Consider the following 19,635-nt stretch of genomic DNA (forward strand, 5'->3'; position numbering starts at 1 on the left):
ACCTCCTCATTGATTAAGTTTAAAAATTATATTACTACACTGGACGGTTTTTACAATACCTTCTTCTGTTTTCGTCCCATAAATTGTAAGTTTCTTATCCCTTAAATCTTTACTAATCTCAATTCTTTTAATCTCTTTAAAGGATTCATAGGTATCTATTAGTCTTAATAGGGTTTTATTTAGCTCAAAGATTTCAATGGAATTTTCACGAACCGATTGTTTTGCCTCTGTTCTTAATTCCTCTATATTGATATTTCCTACCTTTAAAAGTTCAATCATTACTTCCCTAAAAATTTCAATGGTGGGTACTAATTTAGATTTATTACTTAGTTCTTCCGATTGTTTTAGTAAAGCCTCTAATGTAAGAGTTTGATCTTTTGTCTTTAATAATTCAAATAAAACTGTCTCTAAAACTCCTTTGTACTTTTCTTTTTTTAACCGCAATTTTGCTTCTCTTTCTTCCTTAAAGGAAACCTCATCAAAATCATAAACCTCTTCTGTAACATCTTCATCCTGTTTAATAACTCGTTGCTTTTCAGCTGCTTTGGCTATATTATAGACTTTGTCCAGATTTCCAATAAACAAGGGTCGAAGGATTTTAGGTAATGCTTTAATCTTTGTAATGTCTCTTAGTATGGGTTCATACAGATCTCTTTTTATATTGATTCGTTTGATTACAGAAAAAGCTGTCATATCAAGTAACGCATTGGAGTATACCATTTTGAAATCAAAGTGAGAATGGATAATTCGTTGTTGTTCATAGATTACCTTAGATAGATATTTTTTTATGATATTTAATTTTTCTAAAGCCTCTTCATTATCCTTAATGCTCTCCATCGTAATATTACTATCATAGATCTCTTTTTGTCGGGCTTCTACATATTGTCTATAATTTTGAAAACTATCCTTTTGTTTCTTTATGATTTCTAGATTATCCTTTAGGATAGAGTCGTAATTTTCTGCTGAAAAACTTAAAACATTTTCCTTGATCTTTCTAATACTTTCCTCTATCCTTTGCAGTTGGATTCTTGAAATATTAAATAATCCCTTAACATCATCAATAGCTTTTGTGTAGTCGGCTTTATCTAGGTGTAATTTAAATATAAATTCCTGTACCGTTAGTTTTAGATTGCTTTCAATCTCTAGTGTTCCTAATAGAAAATGGTAGCCTTCTTCCGTTAAATAGTAGGAGGTTCTTCTTATGTTATCTACATATATAGTTTTGTTATTTAAATAAGAAATACTTACTTCTTCATACTCTCCTTTCTGGAAATTAAAGCAGGAAAAATACATGGGTTCCCCTTTATTCCCCAGAAGGGTATTGACCATAAAATCTGCAATCTCTTTAGCTCCATCCCTATTAATTTCCTTTAAAAAGTATTTTCTATTTATATCGAAGACAAATTCACTAATATGGTCGATGGTACAATCTTCTTCTTTTAAAGATTTCTCCATGATAAAAATCAAGATAGAAAATACAATGTTTGTACCTTCATAAAGTGGATCGAAGCCATAATTTCTCAAAGTATCTTTATAGAAACTATTGTAATTTAAAAGAGCATACATACCTACATGTTGCATTCGTTTTTCAAAGTGATTTAAAAAATCATACTCCATTGGTACCCTCCCTTACTAAATCTCCGTAATTGATTATCTCTTGGGGAATATATAGATTACTTTCTAACAGATCTATTATTTTCTTCTTATAGGTTTCATCAAAATAATCAAGGAACTGAGTATAATGATTTTTATTTTGACCATCTTTTGTTTTGGACAGTTTCATATTTTCTACTTCCATTTTATTGATCATGTACTTATACCCATCCATAAAGGGTTTTATTTCAACTTTACCTTTAAAGTTATCCTTCAATTGCTGGAATATAAATAGCCCTTCATAATCTAGGTCCCCAAAGTAGTACAGTTCATTCCTCGTGTCTAATAGATAGTCCTCCACCCCTAAGGCAAAGTCAGAAAAACTATTCCATATGGTTTTACCTGACCCATAAATTACTGTCCCTATAGTAGTAGTGAAGAATGTTGTATTTCCTTCTAGTAAATATTTCCGAAAAGTATAATAGGTATCTTTATTTTCGATGATTAAAATATTTTGGGGACTGCTTTTATGTTGGCTATAGTAGGCCAAAGGTTCTGTGGTACTGTATATATTTAGCTTATGCATTGAAAACCTCAGACGATTTAATAGGGATATACCTCCCTCCTTCTCAAGAAACTTTTCTCTACCCCAAATTTGAAAGGACCGTTCTTTAGTAGATATTTGAATTTTTAATTTCTCTTTTTTTGTATTTAAAAACTGACTTAAAGCTCTGATTTCATCTCGATCTTCAACATATCTCTCAGGTCTTTCTTTATAATATCCCATGTTTAATTCGTAATTAATTTTATAATTCATCTCTTCTACTAACCCTGAGTAATCCTTTTCTTCTGGCATAATCCGATATCGGTTATACAGAGGTGGCTTTTTACTATTTCCCTTACTCCTCTTTACGGGAGATAAGATGCCATCATCCACCAACTTTACTACTACTTTTGCAAATGTAGTATAATCTTTAATCTGTAAATATTTTTGCATCAAATCGGTATCTATCATAGATCGATTAGTTTCTTTTTGATACTGTCTAATATCCTTCAATTAATCCACCCCTATAATTAATTTCTTTAGTTCTATTATAGCTTGTCTGCTATACAAAAAAATGTATAACTAACAAAAAAGACACTAATTATTATTAGAGTCTCCATAGTTTTTTGTCATTTTTATTATTTCTTCTTTTATTTTATCTACTAAATATTGTGGCTCTATTACCTTAGCCCTACTTCCCCAATTCAAAATCCAATTCATGAATCCATCATTAATTGCTACTTCTGCCATTAATATAAACTTTTCCTCCGAAATAGGTCTTATATATGCATCTAATCCAAATTTATCTATAATAGCATTTAAAAGCACTATATTAAATTCAATCTTTACCTTATCCACATTTTCACCCGGAAACATATTAAAGGTTTTTTTCAAATATGCCGCAATGTCAAAATCTGGTTTAGGGAAGGTATCATCTAGTGGCTGAACATTCCTCATCCTATCAACTCTAAAACTCGTAATGCCACGTCTTTTTTCTTTAGCAATTAGGTAGTAGAAATCATTGCTCCATACTAACCTATATGGAATTGCATAATAGTAATCTCCATTTCTGCGAAGGTTGAATTTTTTATTTGCATTATAGGCTCCATATTGAAATGTTATTTTTCTCCTCTCAATTAAGGCATCATGAATTATACTGCTATTTTCTATTATGTAGTTATTATCCAACTTCACTCTGCCATCTAAATAGATTTGTGTTTGTAGCTTCTTGGCATTATGTTTACTTGTAAGTGTCTTTATTTTCTTAATCAGTTGCCTCGTTTCCATAACATCTATGAATTTAGCAGAGGCCAACGCATCTACTAATAATCGTAGCTCATGTAACTCAAAGACTCTATTCCTCATGTTGTAGGCTTTCTTATTATGGTTCAGTGTCCTTTCATTTATATCATATCCGCATTCCTTAAGGATTTCGATATCATCCCTTAATACTCTACTGTCTATTTTATAGTTCATACCATACCGTTTTTCTAAAATATCTTTTATTTCATTAAGTGTTATGCCATTAATCTCATCTGTTTCCTCTTTAAGAATATTTAAGAGATCAATAATCCTTTGCTTATTTTTTATTTCACCCATGTTATCTGACCCCAGTTTTATATTTTTTTACACTACTATAGTAAATCTTTAGATTATATATCATCTGCATTAAAATTTATTCTTTTCTCTATTTATCTTAATCCTAAGTATTCAATAATAGCCTTTTCTAACAGTCGCGACACATTTATACCTTCTGACTTTTCTAATCTTTTCATCCATATTGGTATGGTGCAGTTTACTCGATGGATCTAAGTGTCAAATCGATATCTCTATTAAGGAAGATTTACATCAATTAGAACTGCTGTGAATTTGTCAGTTCCAAAAGTATCTATATTATCCTCAGTCAGCTTAATATCCTCTATTGCTGTTGATTCTGGTATATCCTCATTATATTCTATCTTGGTTAATAAAGCCCCAGCTAAACAATCCTTTGCCATATAAACAGCATCCTCGAAATTATCACCAAATGTAGCTATATCGAGATCTGGGAAATAGACACTATATCTGCCTTCTTTCTCATAGAAAAATAATGCAGGGAATATATATGTACTTTTGTGTATTTGTTGACTCCGTTTTTCATATTCTTCCTTGATTTTGTTATATTCTATTTCAAAGTCTTTATTTTTTTTCTTTTCTTCATCAATGATTTTATTTATATCTAGTTTTTCAAATGGCATAATATCTCCTCCTATCTTACGTATATATTGTAATACATAATTTGAATGCGTATCAATGTAATTATTAGAATGTAAACAAGAAAAAGCCGGAATAATCCGGCTTAAAATAATTATTTACTAATTTGCTCATAGTACTGTTCTATAGCTTCTCCTACTATAGTGCTTAGGTTCTTTTTATATTTAAGTGTACTTCTTACTTGTTCTAGTTTATCAATCTGACTTTCTTTAAGCATGAAAGAACGTTTGGCTTTATTTTCCTCTAACTCACTCATACTTATTAAGTCTTCTAGAGCTTTTAAAGCCTCCATACTATTATCTCCTTCAGCTATACAGTCTGGAAGGTCCGGAGCATCTGCAATAAATCTTTGCTTTTTCTCATTCCAATTAATTATAATTTTACTCTTGTTTTTCATATCATCTTCCCCCTCATTTTGTAGATATTATATGGTTTTGCTTTTGCACTCTCTTACATCTATTCTTTATCGTTTCGTACAAGTAGTGAACAGTAATTTACATTAGTTGTATGAGCAAAAGTCCTTCCAATTTAAATTAGAATCTTCTAAAACATAACTCTTTGAAACCTAAATTATACGTCAGGTAGTTACCCTTAATTCATGTTCCAAAAGCTACGCAGACCAGGGTACGTTCAACCCCATCCACCGAGTTCCAAAACCTCCACCCATTAATCTTTTATCAACAACTTTCCAAGACCCTAAAGGCGAAGGGTGTCCTGCTCGTCCACTAGCAATTGCATATTTTTTAATAAGCTCATTCCCATTCAAAAGATATAACCTTTTTTCAGATATATCAATTAAAATTTTTAGGTTATCATAATCTGGATTCTCAGCTAACATATTGTATTCCCACTGGATATATTCATTTAACCCTCTAACATTTTTATTTCTCAAATCCATAAGGTGATCTATTATAATATAGCTCGCTGAGACTATAAAACCGGTTATTAGAGTTATTGTTATAACTTTTACGATCAATCGTTTCAAAACCCTATCCCTCCCTTTACATTCTTTCTAATATATGCTGAGGGATAAGCTGTAAATTCTGTTTAAATAAGCTTAACTATAAATAAATTTTATTATTCCATTCTATTGCATCTAGGTCTCTATATACTTGTTATTACCTTCCTCTGTATAATTCTCTATATTATTTATGCACTCTAACATTTAAATTATATAAGTTTCAGATACATATCTAAGCTTTTCTCAACTTCATATGCAACTAATTTACTAAAATCAGAATAGTCATTGGTTGTATGGGCTTTGTCTAAAGCATTATAGTATTCTAATCTATTTTCTGCTCTAATAATTGTAGCAGGATATCCACTTTTCATAAGCTCTAAATTCATTAAAAGTCTTGCTGTCCTTCCATTGCCATCTACAAAAGGATGAACTCCAACAAAAATCCCATGCAGCTGTGCAGCTCTTTCAACGGGATGTAGTTTTTGGGCTTCATTTTCATACCAATAAATGAGGGCTTTCATTTCATCTGGAACAACCATAAAATCTGGTGGAGTATGTTGAGCGCCACTAATTATTACATTTTGATTTCTATATACACCTGCATACTCATCGCTTATCCCCTTTAAAACTAGCCTATGAATATTCTTTATTTGCCACTCATTAAGTTTTTCACTATTTACTATTTCTTCAACATACAAAATAGCTTCCTTATGATTAATTACCTCTAGGTGCTCTCTTAAGGTCTTCCCACCTATTGTAATACCTTCTAAGACAACTTTTGTTTCCTGTAAGGTTAAAGTGTTTCCTTCTATTGCATTAGAGTTATATGTCCATTCAAGCAATAAATTCTCCCTGATGCTTTTAACAGTATATGTCGGTAAAGGTCTTTTACTATCTAACAATATCTTCTTTTCATCTATTTTTTTTAATAAATCTCTCATCGGGATTTCACCACTCCATTTTAATTTTAATGATTAAGACCTTAGTAAAGTATTTCCTTCATATCTCAATAACCTCTCTTTTAACTTTCTCTCTTATATTCCTATGAAGCGCCTCTTCCGTTACAACATCAACCTTACTATTCAACAGATCTTCCAGTGTATTTTTTAATGCAATCAAGTCAAATAATGTACGTCCTTCTTCAAATTGAACTAGAAAGTCTATATCACTATTAGTAACATCTTCATTTCTGGCGACAGATCCAAAAGTTGGATTTTTACTCCTCCATAGTAATTTGCTATTCTTAGTATATCTTTTCTTTTCTCATAAATTATTTTTCTTATCTTCATCATAATCGCCTTTATTTATTTGACTTTGATTATATATTTTAATCTTACATTATTACCATCACTACCATTATTATACCATACTAACTACTTGAAACAACACAAAAACAGATCACCCAAAGTAACCTGTTAAATATATTATCCACTATTTTTTTCAATATATAGTTTCCTAATTGCATCTTTTTTATTAAGCTCATCCCATTCAAAAGATATAACCTTTTTTCAGATAAAATTTTTAGGTTATCATAATCTGGATTTACAGCTAACAATGTTCCGCTGGATATGTTCATTTAAACCTTTTACTTTCAGTCTTGTTAGGCTTCTAAAATAATCTATCGATCTATCAGCTGCCGAAGCTACCAGAACTAATATTAAGCCCAACGATATCACTGTTGCAATACTTTTTTCAATTTTTATCCCTCCGCTATATAGTTCTGTCAAGTATATGCGGAGGGATAAGCCTTTATTTCTAACAAATTGATTATAGTAAATATTTCATTCAATATGAGTTGATAGGTAATTGACTTATACTTATTTAAAGTTGTTTGCCTACTAACGCAATAACCCTTATAATATACTTTTATTTGCCTTTGGTACTAAATATGGTGGCATTTCATGCTTTAATCTCCATATGATACTCATGGGTTGATTACCTGAATGACTTACATACTCACATGTACCTAAAAATATAAAGGGGGCTGTATGGCCATTTTCCATCTTATATTCCCTCAGAAACATAGCTATTTTATTTCCTGTTTTTTTATGGTTAAGATACCTCTGGGCCATTTTGCTATCTTCTGATACCTTGCTTTGGGTTTGCCAATGAAATAATTTTTCATTTATTGCATAGTCTTCATATAAAGTTGAAGGTGAAAAGTCTTTTTCTGATTTATTAAGGGTTACAAAAAATATATCTAGTTCCTTATCATTAAAATATTTTACCCCCTCTCTAAAAGAGGGTCTCCTTTTCTCGTTATAGTAGCCTAAAGCAGCTAAAACTTGGGCACTGGAGTAGCTACTATGTATCCCTAGAGGACAAGGAAAATTAAATTCATGCTCAATCTCTAGTTGATTTAGGTTGTCATAATTATACTGCAGAATCTCTAGTATCTCTGACTTGATATCCTCATTGTTTAGAATATCTAAAATTCCCTCTTGTATTGAATTAAAACCTGATTTTTGTGGCTCTAGATCATAAAATGAATAATACAACATATTTAACATAAGTTCTTCTTGTTTATTATTCACAACAGGATTGTTTATATAAGTAGTCAAAAATTCTAGCAACTTTCTAGAGTTTAAATGTAAGAGGTTCGATACCCTCTTTGCAAACAAACTTTCACCTATAGCACTATAGTTATCTTTCAAACCTGCATCTACCTTCATGCTATTAAATGTCCTATTGTTAGATCTCCCATATAAATCATATATCGATAAATGATGGTGCTTTAAAAAATTAGATAATGTTAACTCTAAACCCGAATCTTCTTCAAAATATTTTATCTTATTTATAAGATTTTTCTTTGTATTAGAACTCTCCTTTAAGTTCCTTAATACATACTCTTTTGCCTGTTTCTCTAATTGTATAAAACATCCTTTAGGTAAATTATGAAAACCATTTTCTACATAATGCTTTACTGAATGTTTTGTTTTTCCTATTAGGGCTCTAAATTTTTCTTCGAAATTATAATTTTTATGAGCCTGTCCTACAAAGTCTAAGACTGTTAAGCACTCTTTTCCATCTGCTAGTCTCAATCCCCTACCTAACTGTTGCAAAAATATGGTTAAACTTTCTGTCGGCCTCAAAAACAGTACTGTGTTAACTTCTGGAATATCTACTCCCTCATTATACAAATCTACTGTAAATATAAATTTAATTTCTCCACTAATTAATTTGTACTTTGCTTCGTCTCTGATTGTCTTATCTACATCACCATAAAGTGCTATTGATGATATTTTAACTTTATTAAAAAAACTAGCCATATATTTGGCATGTTCTATACTTACACAAAAACCTAACCCCTTAACTTCATCTATATCAGATACATACTTATATATATTTTTTATCACTACATCATAGGTTCTTTTGTCATTTAAGGTATATACCTTTTCTAACTCCCTGATATCATAACCCTTTCTGCTCCATTTAAGTTTAGAAAGGTCCACTGTGTCACTTACACCAAAATATTGGAACGGAGATAATAGTTTTCTATCTATCGCTTCTATTAGCCGCATTTCGCTGGCAATTGTATTGTCAAAGTATTCTAGTATACTTTTTCCATCCATTCTTTCAGGGGTTGCAGTTAGTCCTAACAATACTTTAGGCTTATAATAATTTAGAAGTTGTTGATATGAATTTGCCGCTGCATGGTGAAATTCATCCACAATAATAAAATCATAAAAATCCTCTGTTGTATTTTCTTGAAGCTTATGACTGTTGAAACTTTGAATACTGATAAATAGATTTTCAAGAGAATTAGGGCTGTATCTACCTACTAGTAACTCTCCGAAATTATTGTCCTTTAATATAGCTCTAAATGTATCTCTACTTTGCTTTAGTATTTCTTCTCTATGGGCTACAAATAAGAGCTTTGTTAAACCACCATTTTCTTTTTGATACCTCTTATAGTCAAAAGCAGATATTATAGTTTTTCCAACCCCTGTAGCTGCTACTAATAGATTCTTATTTCTACCATGCACTTTTCGTTCTACCTGTAGCCTCTCTAGTATTTCTTTCTGGTAATGATAAGGCTGAATATCAAAATTAAATGTAAAGTCATTATTATCACTTCGCTTTGTCTTATTCAGGGCGTTTTTTAGCTTTACTATTTCCTGTTCATCATCAACATTAAAGGATATAAACTCCCCATCATTCCAATAGCTTTCAAAAGTTGTCTCAAACTTCTTGATGATATCAAAGGAATCTTTTTCAGTTACCTTAATGTTCCACTCTAAGCCAGAAGTTAAGGCAGGATTTGAAAGATTGGATGAACCTATATAACAAGTGCTAAATCCTGTTTCTCTCTTAAACATGTAGGCTTTAGCATGTAATCTAGTTCTGTCTATATCATAAGAAATCTTAACCTCTGTGTTCTTTAATTTACTTAACTCCAGAATAGCCTTTAGATCAGTAGCCTCCATATAAGATGTTGTAATAACTCTAAGTCTTCCATTCTTCTGTTCAGTAAAGCGCTTTAGCTCCTCATAGATACACCTCAGTCCGCTCCATTTTATAAAGGAAACTAGCATATCTATAGAGTCACAGGTTAATATCTCCTTTTGTAATTCACCTAACATATTAGGTTCATAACTCGACCCAGTGAATAGTGAGCTTTGAGATATTGGTGTAATAGGCCTAACAACACTTTCTCTTTCTATGCTTTTGATACTATTAATTTTAGAGTAAACAGAAGTTAAAATCTCTCCTTCTTCTTCAATCTTTAGTTTATCAAACTCATCAACAGGTAGCCTAACACTTAAGATTTCTATAACATCATTACAAGTTCTTATCTGACTTAACAAAGCTTCTTTGTCATCACTAATATTTTCTCTAACATATCTAAGGGCACGTCTAGTGACTTCTGAGATATAGGAAGATAAAATTTTTCTGGCTTCCTCAACATCAATATTTTCTTTCCCAACATCAAAATGATCTATGGATAATTCCTCTAAATCATTTCTAAGCTTTCTATTTATAATTTCTTCGTAAATCCCTTCCTTAAGCATGCCTATCACCTCAGTTTTTTTCTAAGAGTAACATTCTATAACCCACACTTATTTCAAAGCAATAATGTACAATAAACCTTATAGCAAATATCTAATAATTTATTATCCAGCATGATATCTACTAGGTCCTCTGAATACCTCTTTAACATGCCAATTAACATATATATCTTGCGGTTGATATTCGGGATGAATAGGACTAGCAACTTTTTTACCATGATAACCCATTAACCACTCTTTAAAACCACTTGTTCCGTGGGCTCCTTCAGCAACTAGTAATTGACGTGCATTCGTTAGTGTAAACACACCCCTATCAAAAAGCTTATGGTGCATTGCACATAGGGCAATACCATTATTCTCATTATCTGGACCTCCTGCTTGATGCCATTTTATATGTGCCGCTTCTACTGCAACAAGATTATTTCCTAACCTAACATCAAAACCACATACAGCACATCTATATTCATATGCTCGTAGGATCTTTTCTCTAAATTTTGGATCTCTACGTTTATTAATTACCTCATGAAAATCCAAACCAACTGCCGTGAGTATATCTTCATGAATTGTTTGTGGAAAATGACTATTTAATATTATTTGTGCCACTTCCCTAATAAGTGCTCCATCGCTTACTAATAATGAGTAAGCTTTATCATTGAAGCCTCCAACTACATTATTATTTAGTAGCCACTTATCCCTTATATTGGACTTTTCAATAGAGGTATTTAAATTCCATATTCCATCATTAGTCAGGCGCACAAATGGCTGTTCTGGGTGGTATGATCTTCGTATTGGACCAAACTCGATTAATAACTCTTTTAAGGACTCTCTAACTTCTGCATATGGTAACTGTTGTGCTTTCTTTAGCTGTAGTTGCCCCAGTGCTAATAAAATAAGTAATGGCTTGTGGGGTGCTCTTTCATCGCCTCTCCTCCATACACTTAAGTTTTTAATAGCTTCTTTCAATTGATAGCCATCCATTGTCAATCACCTTCTTTAGTAGTTTTTACCTTAGGTATTATGTAGCCCCTAAATATCTTACCAATTCATCTTAAATAATAATAAAATTGGTAAAACCTATTACCCATCTTCTAATTGATTCTTTCTATATATACTAGTAAGTTTCCTCTTTTTTACACAACACCATTTGGGACAAGTAAGCAGTCCATTGCCATCTACAAAAGGATGAACTCCAACAAAAATCCCATATAGCTGTGCAGCTCTTTCAACGGGATAACGGGATGTAGTTTGATTTCTATATACATGAATAAATCCCTCATTGGGATTTTACCACTCTCTTCTTCTGTACAATATCAACCTTTCTACTCAACAGATCTTCCAACGGGTTTTTGTTATTAGAATATTTATTATATTTAAATAAAGGAAATGAAAATTCAATGTGGAACTATACCTTTAATTTAATAAGGAGGATTGATTTCGTTATGAGTAAAAAAATTATTAATTTTGATAACCCAAATAGGACTATCAACCGATTTATTTATGTAGCCCTCATCATTGCTCTATTAATAACCTCTATCGTCTCCTATAATAGATTTACCACTAAGGAAGTGGTTCAAGTCCCAGCTATGCAAAAAGTTAATAGTAAGTATCCTTCCATAGACTATTCAACAGTAGAGTATAAGGATGGAAATATTATTAGTTCTATATTGCCCTATGCAGATTTCTATAGCTATTTTAGCAAGCTCCCCCTTGGCCACACAAAAGCTTCTGGCAAGGGCGTTAACATAGGTATAATTGGTCAAGGCTATGGAAAGCAGGTTTTAGCGGATATTGTCTATTATACTGCTAGAGATTCTTTTGTCTATCTTAGTGAAGAACTGTCAGTAACCCAGCTTTTAGGTCATGCCATTAATATTGCTATCATTGATGATATTAGCCTTTATGATGCCGATGAAATAACTTCTTTTGTTGCAGATTGTCTTAAGGAAAATATAGCTGTAGTGATACAGGGAGATCTATCAGAGACCGACCCATTAATCGAACTGACCAATCGCTTAGAAAATATGGGTGCAATTACTGTAGGATATGTTAATCGGGAGGGGTTACCCTATTATAGTGAGGAAGTTAGAAAGCCCTATAATAGCAGATTACATGATATTAATATTAATATCTTTACATCTGGCACCTTTGAGAATTTAGAAATCTTGAATTATAGGCAAGCTTTAGGAAGTATAGGTGGCGCATTAGCTATGCTACTTGAGGTTGAGGAATTTACTCCTCTAGCGTTAAAGGCACATCTAATAGAAAACTCAGCTGATGTATGGATTTCATATGATATGTTAAACCCAGATAATTCATTTTTTAATAATGTAGACATTGACCCAATCACCAGTCAGTACATACCTAAAGAAAATTCTTCACTGTACCGCTTTAAACAATTAGATTTTGAAATGTTATTGGATATCAAGTTACCTAACCTATGGGCCAGTAATATCTACAATACTTATAAAGCATGGGATATTTCTAAAGGAAATGTAGATGTGGCTGTTATTGACCAAGGCTTTCATCCAAATGCCCCCTTCTTGAAAAACAATGTTACTGAAGCCAAAGCCTTTGGAGATATAGCTTGGAATGGTAATTTTCATGGTACATCTATGGTAAGATCATTATTGTCAATTGCTCCTGAAGCTAAGCTTCATTTGTTATTGGCAGATGTATTTGAAGACAATGGCGGTCTATATACAGACAATATTATTGCTGCTCTAAATCATTGTATACAAGAAAATATTTCTGTCGTTTCTTTAAGCTGGTCTTTTACTTTATCTAAGGATGAAAACTTAATTAATAAAATTCAGGAAGCTAGAGACAAAGGAATTACAGTCGTTTGGTTCCACTATCCTAAGGATGAAGAGGGAATTATTAGAACCGATTTAATTTATTCATTCCAGTTTTCCCAGATGTATCAAATAACTACATCCCTTGTACCAGCCTTCGATAGATTTTTTGAAGATTCTATGTTTTATCCCCAAGAGATAAATTCTGGACTTTCTAGTACTGCTCCAGCAGTAGCTGGCTTAGTAGCCCTTATTAAGGAGGTAAAACCTGAACTATCTCCCCAAGAAATTAAAGAGCTTCTTATCACGATAGAGCCTTCAGCTAAGAAAGATGGTGGGGTAGTTGTACCTGATATCTATGAAATTATAAAGAATCTATAAAATATCCATAATAAAAGACTCTTTGTCATAATCAGAAGGGTATCCTAATTAAATGAATACCTACACAATTTTGACAAAGAGTCACTGTTTATTTTAAGACAAATTTAGTAAGCTAGCCCTAAGTAAAATATTTTAAATTAAATTTGTCAGATAAACTACTTAAACACCCTTTACTTCTATTTTTCTTTTTACTAGATTTAATCCTTAAATCCACTTTTTAAATATTGTTCTAACTAATAAAATATTCCTCTAATTAATTGATTTATATCTATATTCAGCCCATCAATATAATTGATCATCTCCACAGGGTCTTCCCATTCTTTATAACTATTACTAATAGTTATGACAAATTCTCTAGCATCATATTCCATAAGGTATTCTATTCGACCTATGATATTGGGGTTTTCAAGTTGATAGATTATTTTGTAGGGTACTCCATTAATTTCGACTGTTTCTGTCTTTAACTCTTCATTGTCATAGACCCTAATTCCTGCCTTTACCATTCTTTCTTCATCTAAAATTTCTATAGAAGTGCTTTCCAAATATCTTTCAGCTTCTTTTAAATAATTTAAGCGTATCCCATAGATTCCTTCCTGTGAGACCTCCATTTGATAAATTTTATCTACTTCATAGTCTTCTAAGTTAATTTCTTCATATTTCTTACCTAACTGAACTACTATACCCTTTAAATTAGCCTCGTCAAAAGAATTTTGCACCACAATATTGGGAAAGAATGAAGTAAACTCATCTAAATCTTTAAAATTATATTGGTTACCTATTACACGCTGTTTTTCTCCATTTACTTCAATAATCATAAATTCACCTAGACTTAATTTGCCCCTGGCTGTATTAATTGCTTCTGACATTTCTCTCATTTTTTGCATCTCTTCTGTTTCTTCTGTAATGGTCATCCTATGAAAAAGTTCTTCTCCATTAGTGATCATATAGTTAAAAAGGTCATTACTTAAAGTCTCTAATAACTGAAAATCTACCTTTTCTATTGTGTCCTCTAAAGTATGTATAAAATCAAGTTCTTTACTACTTAACGTTAGGGCAGACCATCCCTTCACAGCAAAGGAGACATGATCTGAAATACCATTATCTATCCTTTCCATCCTGTAGCCTTGTTGATGGAGATAGTTTTCCAAGTTCATCACTAGTGGATTCGTTTCACCTTGATGGGCAATTAATAATGTATCGTCACCCTTTACCCCAATACTATCTAAATTGATATTAACAATCTCCTTATATTCACCTAAAATTGCCTCAACAAATATCTTGCTACCATGAAGTCCTGTTTCTTCTCCATTGAAGCCACAAAACAAGATATCAAAACCTAACTCATGCTCCTTCTGGTAGTCTACTAGTTTGCTGGCTATATCCAACAGAAGGGCCACCCCCGAGGCATTGTCGATGGCTCCGTCAATTTGCTTTTTTCCCACCATCCCCACATGGTCAAAGTGGGCTGATATCACAAGGGCTTTTTCATGATCTTTCCCCTTTAATTTACCGACTACATTAGAAACTTCAACCTCTTCTCTCTCCATTTCAGCTACTATCTTTAAACTTACCTTCTCTAAAGAAGAAAGATAATCATAAAAGTCTGGACTTATCTGTATTCGTGGCACTAGTCCCTTTGCATGTTGAGCACTTTTCTTAAAAACATCCGTCTTAATTAATACCAACTGATCTCCTTCAGTTTTAATTCCACTTCTAGCTTCACTCACTAGAATCTTATTAGAATCATCTACTATGCTAGTGGTATTATTTGTGTCTAAAGTAATTTCCCCTTCTATTGTAAAGCTTTCGGTATAATGAGCAATTAAATAGTCTGCCCCGTATTCTGCCTTTTTCTTTAATACTCCATCTGAAAAGACCTCTAGGGTAAATAGTTGTTCCTGTGGAAGATTTACCTCTTGTCTATAGAGGTGAAGATACCCCTCCTCAAAACCTGTTTCAAGCCCTAGGTCTTTAAAGGCTTGGGCAAGTCGATTTTGTACTTTTAGATTTCCTGCTGTACCCGTCATTCTACCATGTAAATTACTGGCTGTTAGCCACTTAACGGTGGATTCTATGCTACTAAAATCGTTGTTAAAAACAGATGTTAGTTGACAGCTTGTTAGGATGAGTACTTGCAACATAATGAGTAAAATTACACTTATTTTCTTAATAGTTGTTTTTTATTTTTATATTTTTCATCTACATGTTCCTTTCTCTTTTAGATTTTGTCTTTCATTAACCAATATATCTAATCCCTAATATCTAAAATCTAATAAGTTTCTTTGCCCAACATAAGATGTATTAATTAATAGTCAGAGGACTACATAGTAAATATTACCATATTTTAGTCTTGCGTTTTGTAGAAATTTGTCACAAGAACTTGTTTTATACCCCATTATAGTTAACGTTTCGATATTTAATTTCAAAATTAAACTATAATAGAAATTTGTCTCCTTTAGCCTATTATTTAAATCTTATCATAATCAACCTACCCTAAATGTAAAATATGCCCTCTATCTTATATCTATCATTTTTGATACTATTAAAATAGGCATACTTATGATTTCTGTCAGCTAAAAACAGTTTGTTAATATAAAAATCTTATGATTGTTGAACATCCAACTGTCTCAAAAATTAAAGGAGGATTTACAATGTCATCTATAATATCATCAATGTCATCGAAAAAGAAAATTCAAAAAAACTTAGTTTTTTTTATGGTAACCCTTATAATCATTACCACCCTTCCCCTCCATACCTTTGCTACCTCTAATCCTTGGGATCAATACGCTCATTATCTACCCAAAGAAACGCCTATAGCTAAGCGAGACCTACGGGGAACTTGGATCTCGACTGTTATTAATTTAGATTGGCCTTCTGCTGAAACAATTAAAATTGCCAATGATCAAGAGCGAATTAAAAAAAGTAAGGAAGAACTTATTGCTATATTAGATAACGCAGTAGAAATGAACATGAATGCAATTTTCTTTCAGGTCAGCCCTGAAGGGGATGCCCTTTATCAATCTGATATTGTAAATTGGTCAAGATATCTAACCGGAACCTTTGGTAAAGACCCAGGCTTTGATCCCTTAGCCTTTGTGATAGAGGAAGCCCATAAGCGTAACCTAGAGCTTCATGCATGGTTTAATCCTTATCGTATCTCCATGAACACTAGTGATGCTACTAAGGCTTCTCTTAATATTGATAAGAGTGTTTACAAGGATCATCCCCAATGGGTTAGAACTGCCATGTCAAGATTTGTGGTTGACCCTGGGATTCCTGAAGCGAGGAAATGGGTAGTGGATCGAGTAATGGAAGTTGTTAAGAATTATGATATAGATGGAATCCATTTTGACGACTACTTCTACTATGAAAGCACTAATAATGAACTACAAGATGATGAAACCTACAAGAAATATAACTCGGGACAGTTTTCTAATAAAGCAGACTGGCGAAGAAACAATACCTATTTATTAATTAAAGAACTTTCAAATAAAATTAGTGCAACTAAACCTTGGGTAAAGTTTGGCATTAGCCCTACTGCAGTATGGGGGAATCAAAGAGATGGCCATTCGAATGGTACAAATACCAGTGCTGGTCAACCCAATTACGACAGAAGCTATGCAGACACTAAAAAGTGGATAGAAGAAGAAATTATTGACTACATTGCCCCTCAAATTTACTTTACCTTTGGTAACACAAGGGTTCCCTATGGTGAAGTAGCTGATTGGTGGTCTAGAGTTGTTAAAGGGAAAAATGTCCATCTTTATATAGGGCAGGCTCTCTATAAAGTAAATAGCGATGCTGACCCATACTTCAATGGAAGTAGTTCGGTAGAAGAATTTGAGAGACAGCTAAAGTTTAACATTCTAAATTCCGAAATAAAGGGAAGCATTATGTTTAGATATCAAAACTTTAATGATATCAATAAGCTGTCAGTAGTTAATATGATTAAAGAAAAGCCATGGTCTACAAAGGCAATAGTCCCTATTATGCCATGGAAGGGTGGTAAAGCTCCCAATGCGCCAACCCTAGGAAGAATGGAAAATACCGATAAGGGAATTAAGGTAACATGGATGGACCACGATCCTAATACCAGCTACTATGGGATCTACCGTATTGATAAGGGAGCAGATTTTGATCGTAATCGTAATGATAGTGCTAGAAGTTTAGTAACTACAATAAGAAAAAATACCAATGGACTACAGGAATTTATTGATCAAGAAAAGAATATCGACCCCACCAAAACAGCCTATGTCATCACTGCCTTAGATAGACTTCATCATGAAAGTAATGAACTTTTTGTTGGTATTACCATCTCAAAATACTTTAATGATATTAGTACTAATTATGCATGGGCAGTCAGTGCCATTGATTATTTTTATGAAAAACAAATTGTCTTTGGAACTGGAAACGACCTTTTTAGCCCTGCCAATAATACCAAAAGAGGAGATTTTATTCTGATGGTTGTTAGGGCATTAGATTTAAAGGCTGATTTTAAAGATAATTTTGGAGATGTCCCTAAAAGCTCATACTATTATGATGCTATTGGAACAGCAAAGGCATTAGGCATTGCTAAAGGAAGTGGAAATAACGCTTTTAATCCCAACGGAAATATTAGTCGTGAAGACATGATGGTTATTATGAATCGAGTAATAGAAAAATCAGGAGTTAGATTAGAGCCAGCAGGTGAAGAAGCCTTATCGGGTTATCATGATGCCCATCAAATTAGTAACTATGCTAGGGAATCTGTAGCCCGACTAACTAAAGCAGGATTAGTTGTAGGCTCTGGTGGTGGTGTAAAACCTAAAGATTTAGCAACTAGAGCAGAAATAGTGGTTATTTTAGATCGTTTATTAAAGATTATTAATTAAGAATTAAGATTAATAATTAATTGAATTAAAATTGAATTAAACCCATTTTAAGGGATAGTCAGTACTAAAAATTTAACTTTAAATTAAGCTTGTTTAGATAAGCTATAAGGTGATTCTATAGATAAATAATTAGAGTTGTTTAGGAACTAAGTATTACATTAAAAATCAGTAGTACAATATCTAAGTAATACTGTACTACTGATTTTATTTAGATAAAGAATGATTGACTTTGGGTACTAATCTTTTATATCCTTCCAAATATGACAGGCCACAGAATGTCCAGGGTTAACCTCTAATAATTCTGGTCTCTTAGTTTTGCAGATTTCTTCTGCATAACTGCATCTATCTACAAATTTACAACCGTCTGGTGGGTTAATGGGACTAGGTACATCTCCCTCTAAGATAATTCTTTGTCTTCCCTTCTGTATATCTGGGTCTGGAATGGGAATTGCTGATAACAATGCCTTAGTATAGGGGTGAAGGGGTTTTTCATATAGGTCATTACTATCTGCCAACTCCATAACAGCCCCCAAATACATAACTGCCACACGATCTGAAATATATCGAACCATCGAAAGATCATGGGCAATAAATAAATAAGTTAATCCATATTGTTTCTGTAGTTCTTGTAATAAGTTGACCACTTGAGCTTGAACAGAAACATCCAGCGCTGAAATAGGCTCATCACAAACAATAAATTCAGGATTAACTGCCAATGCTCTAGCAATTCCAATACGTTGTCTTTGTCCTCCACTAAATTCATGGGGGAATCTATTGGCATGTTCTTTATTTAACCCCACCAGTTCTAAAAGTTCATAAATACGATCTGTCCTTTCTTTACCCTTTAATAACTGGTGAATGTCTATCCCTTCTGCTATAATATTTGACACCAACATTCTGGGATTTAGAGAGGCATAGGGATCTTGAAAAATCATCTGAGCCTTGCGTTTAAATTCTTTAGTGCTACTTGCCTTCATTCCAAAAACCTTTACTCCATTAAATTCCACACTTCCCCCTGTTGCTTCATACATTCCTAATATGGTTCTGCCAATTGTGGACTTACCACAACCAGATTCTCCAACTAATCCTAATGTCTCCCCCTTATAAATTTCTAAGGAAACATCATCTACTGCCTTTAGGTAGGTATTTTTGTTTATTTGAAAGTATTTTTTTAGATTATTGATCCTTACTAGATAATCCTTTTCCTTCACTTTTTCTTTCATCTTTGCTT

The 19,635-nt window shown here is 32.6% G+C and carries 14 protein-coding genes and 1 pseudogene; 2 read left to right on the plus strand and 13 right to left on the minus strand.

The genetic code is table 11. The annotated features are described in order from the left end of the window. Positions 1 to 6 precede the first annotated feature (6 nt). From T335_RS0110925 to T335_RS23015, 11 genes and pseudogenes are all read right to left on the minus strand, one after another. Positions 7 to 1,617, minus strand: coding sequence for a hypothetical protein (locus tag T335_RS0110925; RefSeq protein WP_026477582.1), 1,611 nt, complete (start codon positions 1,615 to 1,617; stop codon positions 7 to 9). Then, a complete protein-coding gene (locus tag T335_RS0110930) occupies positions 1,607 to 2,650 on the minus strand; it encodes a Wadjet anti-phage system protein JetD domain-containing protein (RefSeq protein ID WP_026477583.1) in 1,044 nt (347 codons plus the stop codon). The genes T335_RS0110925 and T335_RS0110930 overlap by 11 nt, the downstream gene beginning before the upstream one ends. A gap of 84 nt (positions 2,651 to 2,734) precedes the next feature. Continuing rightward, positions 2,735 to 3,736, minus strand: a complete 1,002-nt coding sequence (locus T335_RS0110935) for a helix-turn-helix transcriptional regulator (RefSeq protein ID WP_026477584.1) — start codon at positions 3,734 to 3,736, stop codon at positions 2,735 to 2,737. 233 nt (positions 3,737 to 3,969) lie between these two features. Next, positions 3,970 to 4,374 carry a type II toxin-antitoxin system HicB family antitoxin gene (locus T335_RS20495; protein ID WP_051569271.1) on the minus strand — a complete coding sequence of 135 codons (405 nt, stop codon included), beginning with the start codon at positions 4,372 to 4,374 and terminating at the stop codon, positions 3,970 to 3,972. 110 nt (positions 4,375 to 4,484) lie between these two features. Continuing rightward, on the minus strand, positions 4,485 to 4,787 hold the full coding sequence (locus T335_RS20500; protein WP_034328300.1) for a type II toxin-antitoxin system HicB family antitoxin: 303 nt from the start codon (positions 4,785 to 4,787) through the stop codon (positions 4,485 to 4,487). A 213-nt stretch (positions 4,788 to 5,000) separates the two neighbouring features. Continuing rightward, complete coding sequence (locus T335_RS20505) at positions 5,001 to 5,375, minus strand: L,D-transpeptidase (protein WP_051569272.1); 375 nt, start codon at positions 5,373 to 5,375, stop codon at positions 5,001 to 5,003. Between the two features lie 185 nt (positions 5,376 to 5,560). Next, positions 5,561 to 6,292, minus strand: a complete 732-nt coding sequence (locus tag T335_RS0110955) for a Fic family protein (RefSeq protein WP_026477585.1) — start codon at positions 6,290 to 6,292, stop codon at positions 5,561 to 5,563. A gap of 58 nt (positions 6,293 to 6,350) precedes the next feature. Continuing rightward, positions 6,351 to 6,548 (minus strand): annotated as a pseudogene (locus T335_RS23010) (nucleotidyltransferase family protein); the annotation flags it as partial. A gap of 656 nt (positions 6,549 to 7,204) precedes the next feature. Beyond that, positions 7,205 to 10,363: a DEAD/DEAH box helicase gene (locus tag T335_RS0110960; RefSeq protein WP_026477586.1), complete on the minus strand. Its 3,159-nt coding sequence runs from the start codon at positions 10,361 to 10,363 to the stop codon at positions 7,205 to 7,207. Between the two features lie 102 nt (positions 10,364 to 10,465). Then, positions 10,466 to 11,338 carry a phosphorothioated DNA-binding restriction endonuclease gene (locus tag T335_RS0110965; RefSeq protein WP_026477587.1) on the minus strand — a complete coding sequence of 291 codons (873 nt, stop codon included), beginning with the start codon at positions 11,336 to 11,338 and terminating at the stop codon, positions 10,466 to 10,468. 99 nt (positions 11,339 to 11,437) lie between these two features. Then, positions 11,438 to 11,626: a Fic family protein gene (locus T335_RS23015; RefSeq protein ID WP_084281230.1), complete on the minus strand. Its 189-nt coding sequence runs from the start codon at positions 11,624 to 11,626 to the stop codon at positions 11,438 to 11,440. Between the two features lie 173 nt (positions 11,627 to 11,799). On the opposite strand from T335_RS23015, the gene T335_RS0110970 reads away from it, so the two are divergent. Then, complete coding sequence (locus T335_RS0110970) at positions 11,800 to 13,533, plus strand: S8 family peptidase (protein ID WP_026477588.1); 1,734 nt, start codon at positions 11,800 to 11,802, stop codon at positions 13,531 to 13,533. 233 nt (positions 13,534 to 13,766) lie between these two features. Here the strand turns inward: T335_RS0110970 and T335_RS21660 are convergent, their stop codons facing one another. Then, entirely contained in the window at positions 13,767 to 15,674 is a 1,908-nt protein-coding gene (locus T335_RS21660) for a M28 family metallopeptidase (protein WP_084281224.1), read from the minus strand. Between the two features lie 510 nt (positions 15,675 to 16,184). On the opposite strand from T335_RS21660, the gene T335_RS0110980 reads away from it, so the two are divergent. After that, positions 16,185 to 18,404, plus strand: a complete 2,220-nt coding sequence (locus T335_RS0110980; protein WP_242837285.1) for a family 10 glycosylhydrolase — start codon at positions 16,185 to 16,187, stop codon at positions 18,402 to 18,404. Between the two features lie 236 nt (positions 18,405 to 18,640). Here the strand turns inward: T335_RS0110980 and T335_RS0110985 are convergent, their stop codons facing one another. Then, positions 18,641 to 19,627: an ABC transporter ATP-binding protein gene (locus T335_RS0110985; protein ID WP_026477591.1), complete on the minus strand. Its 987-nt coding sequence runs from the start codon at positions 19,625 to 19,627 to the stop codon at positions 18,641 to 18,643. Positions 19,628 to 19,635: the final 8 nt, after the last annotated feature.

The sequence above is a fragment of the Alkaliphilus transvaalensis ATCC 700919 genome, assembly GCF_000621485.1.
GTDB classification, from domain to species: Bacteria; Bacillota; Clostridia; order Peptostreptococcales; family Natronincolaceae; genus Alkaliphilus; species Alkaliphilus transvaalensis.

Excerpts from the sequence above, each read along its gene's own strand:
- T335_RS0110925 (WP_026477582.1), bottom strand. The coding sequence starts at position 1,617 with ATGGAGTATGATTTTTTAAATCACTTTGAAAAACGAATGCAACATGTA.
- T335_RS0110935 (WP_026477584.1), bottom strand. The coding sequence starts at position 3,736 with ATGGGTGAAATAAAAAATAAGCAAAGGATTATTGATCTCTTAAATATT.
- T335_RS20495 (WP_051569271.1), bottom strand. The coding sequence starts at position 4,374 with ATGCCATTTGAAAAACTAGATATAAATAAAATCATTGATGAAGAAAAG.
- T335_RS20500 (WP_034328300.1), bottom strand. The coding sequence starts at position 4,787 with ATGAAAAACAAGAGTAAAATTATAATTAATTGGAATGAGAAAAAGCAA.
- T335_RS0110955 (WP_026477585.1), bottom strand. The coding sequence starts at position 6,292 with ATGAGAGATTTATTAAAAAAAATAGATGAAAAGAAGATATTGTTAGAT.
- T335_RS0110960 (WP_026477586.1), bottom strand. The coding sequence starts at position 10,363 with ATGCTTAAGGAAGGGATTTACGAAGAAATTATAAATAGAAAGCTTAGA.
- T335_RS0110965 (WP_026477587.1), bottom strand. The coding sequence starts at position 11,338 with ATGGATGGCTATCAATTGAAAGAAGCTATTAAAAACTTAAGTGTATGG.
- T335_RS0110970 (WP_026477588.1), top strand. The coding sequence starts at position 11,800 with ATGAGTAAAAAAATTATTAATTTTGATAACCCAAATAGGACTATCAAC.
- T335_RS21660 (WP_084281224.1), bottom strand. The coding sequence starts at position 15,674 with ATGTTGCAAGTACTCATCCTAACAAGCTGTCAACTAACATCTGTTTTT.
- T335_RS0110980 (WP_242837285.1), top strand. The coding sequence starts at position 16,185 with ATGTCATCTATAATATCATCAATGTCATCGAAAAAGAAAATTCAAAAA.
- T335_RS0110985 (WP_026477591.1), bottom strand. The coding sequence starts at position 19,627 with ATGAAAGAAAAAGTGAAGGAAAAGGATTATCTAGTAAGGATCAATAAT.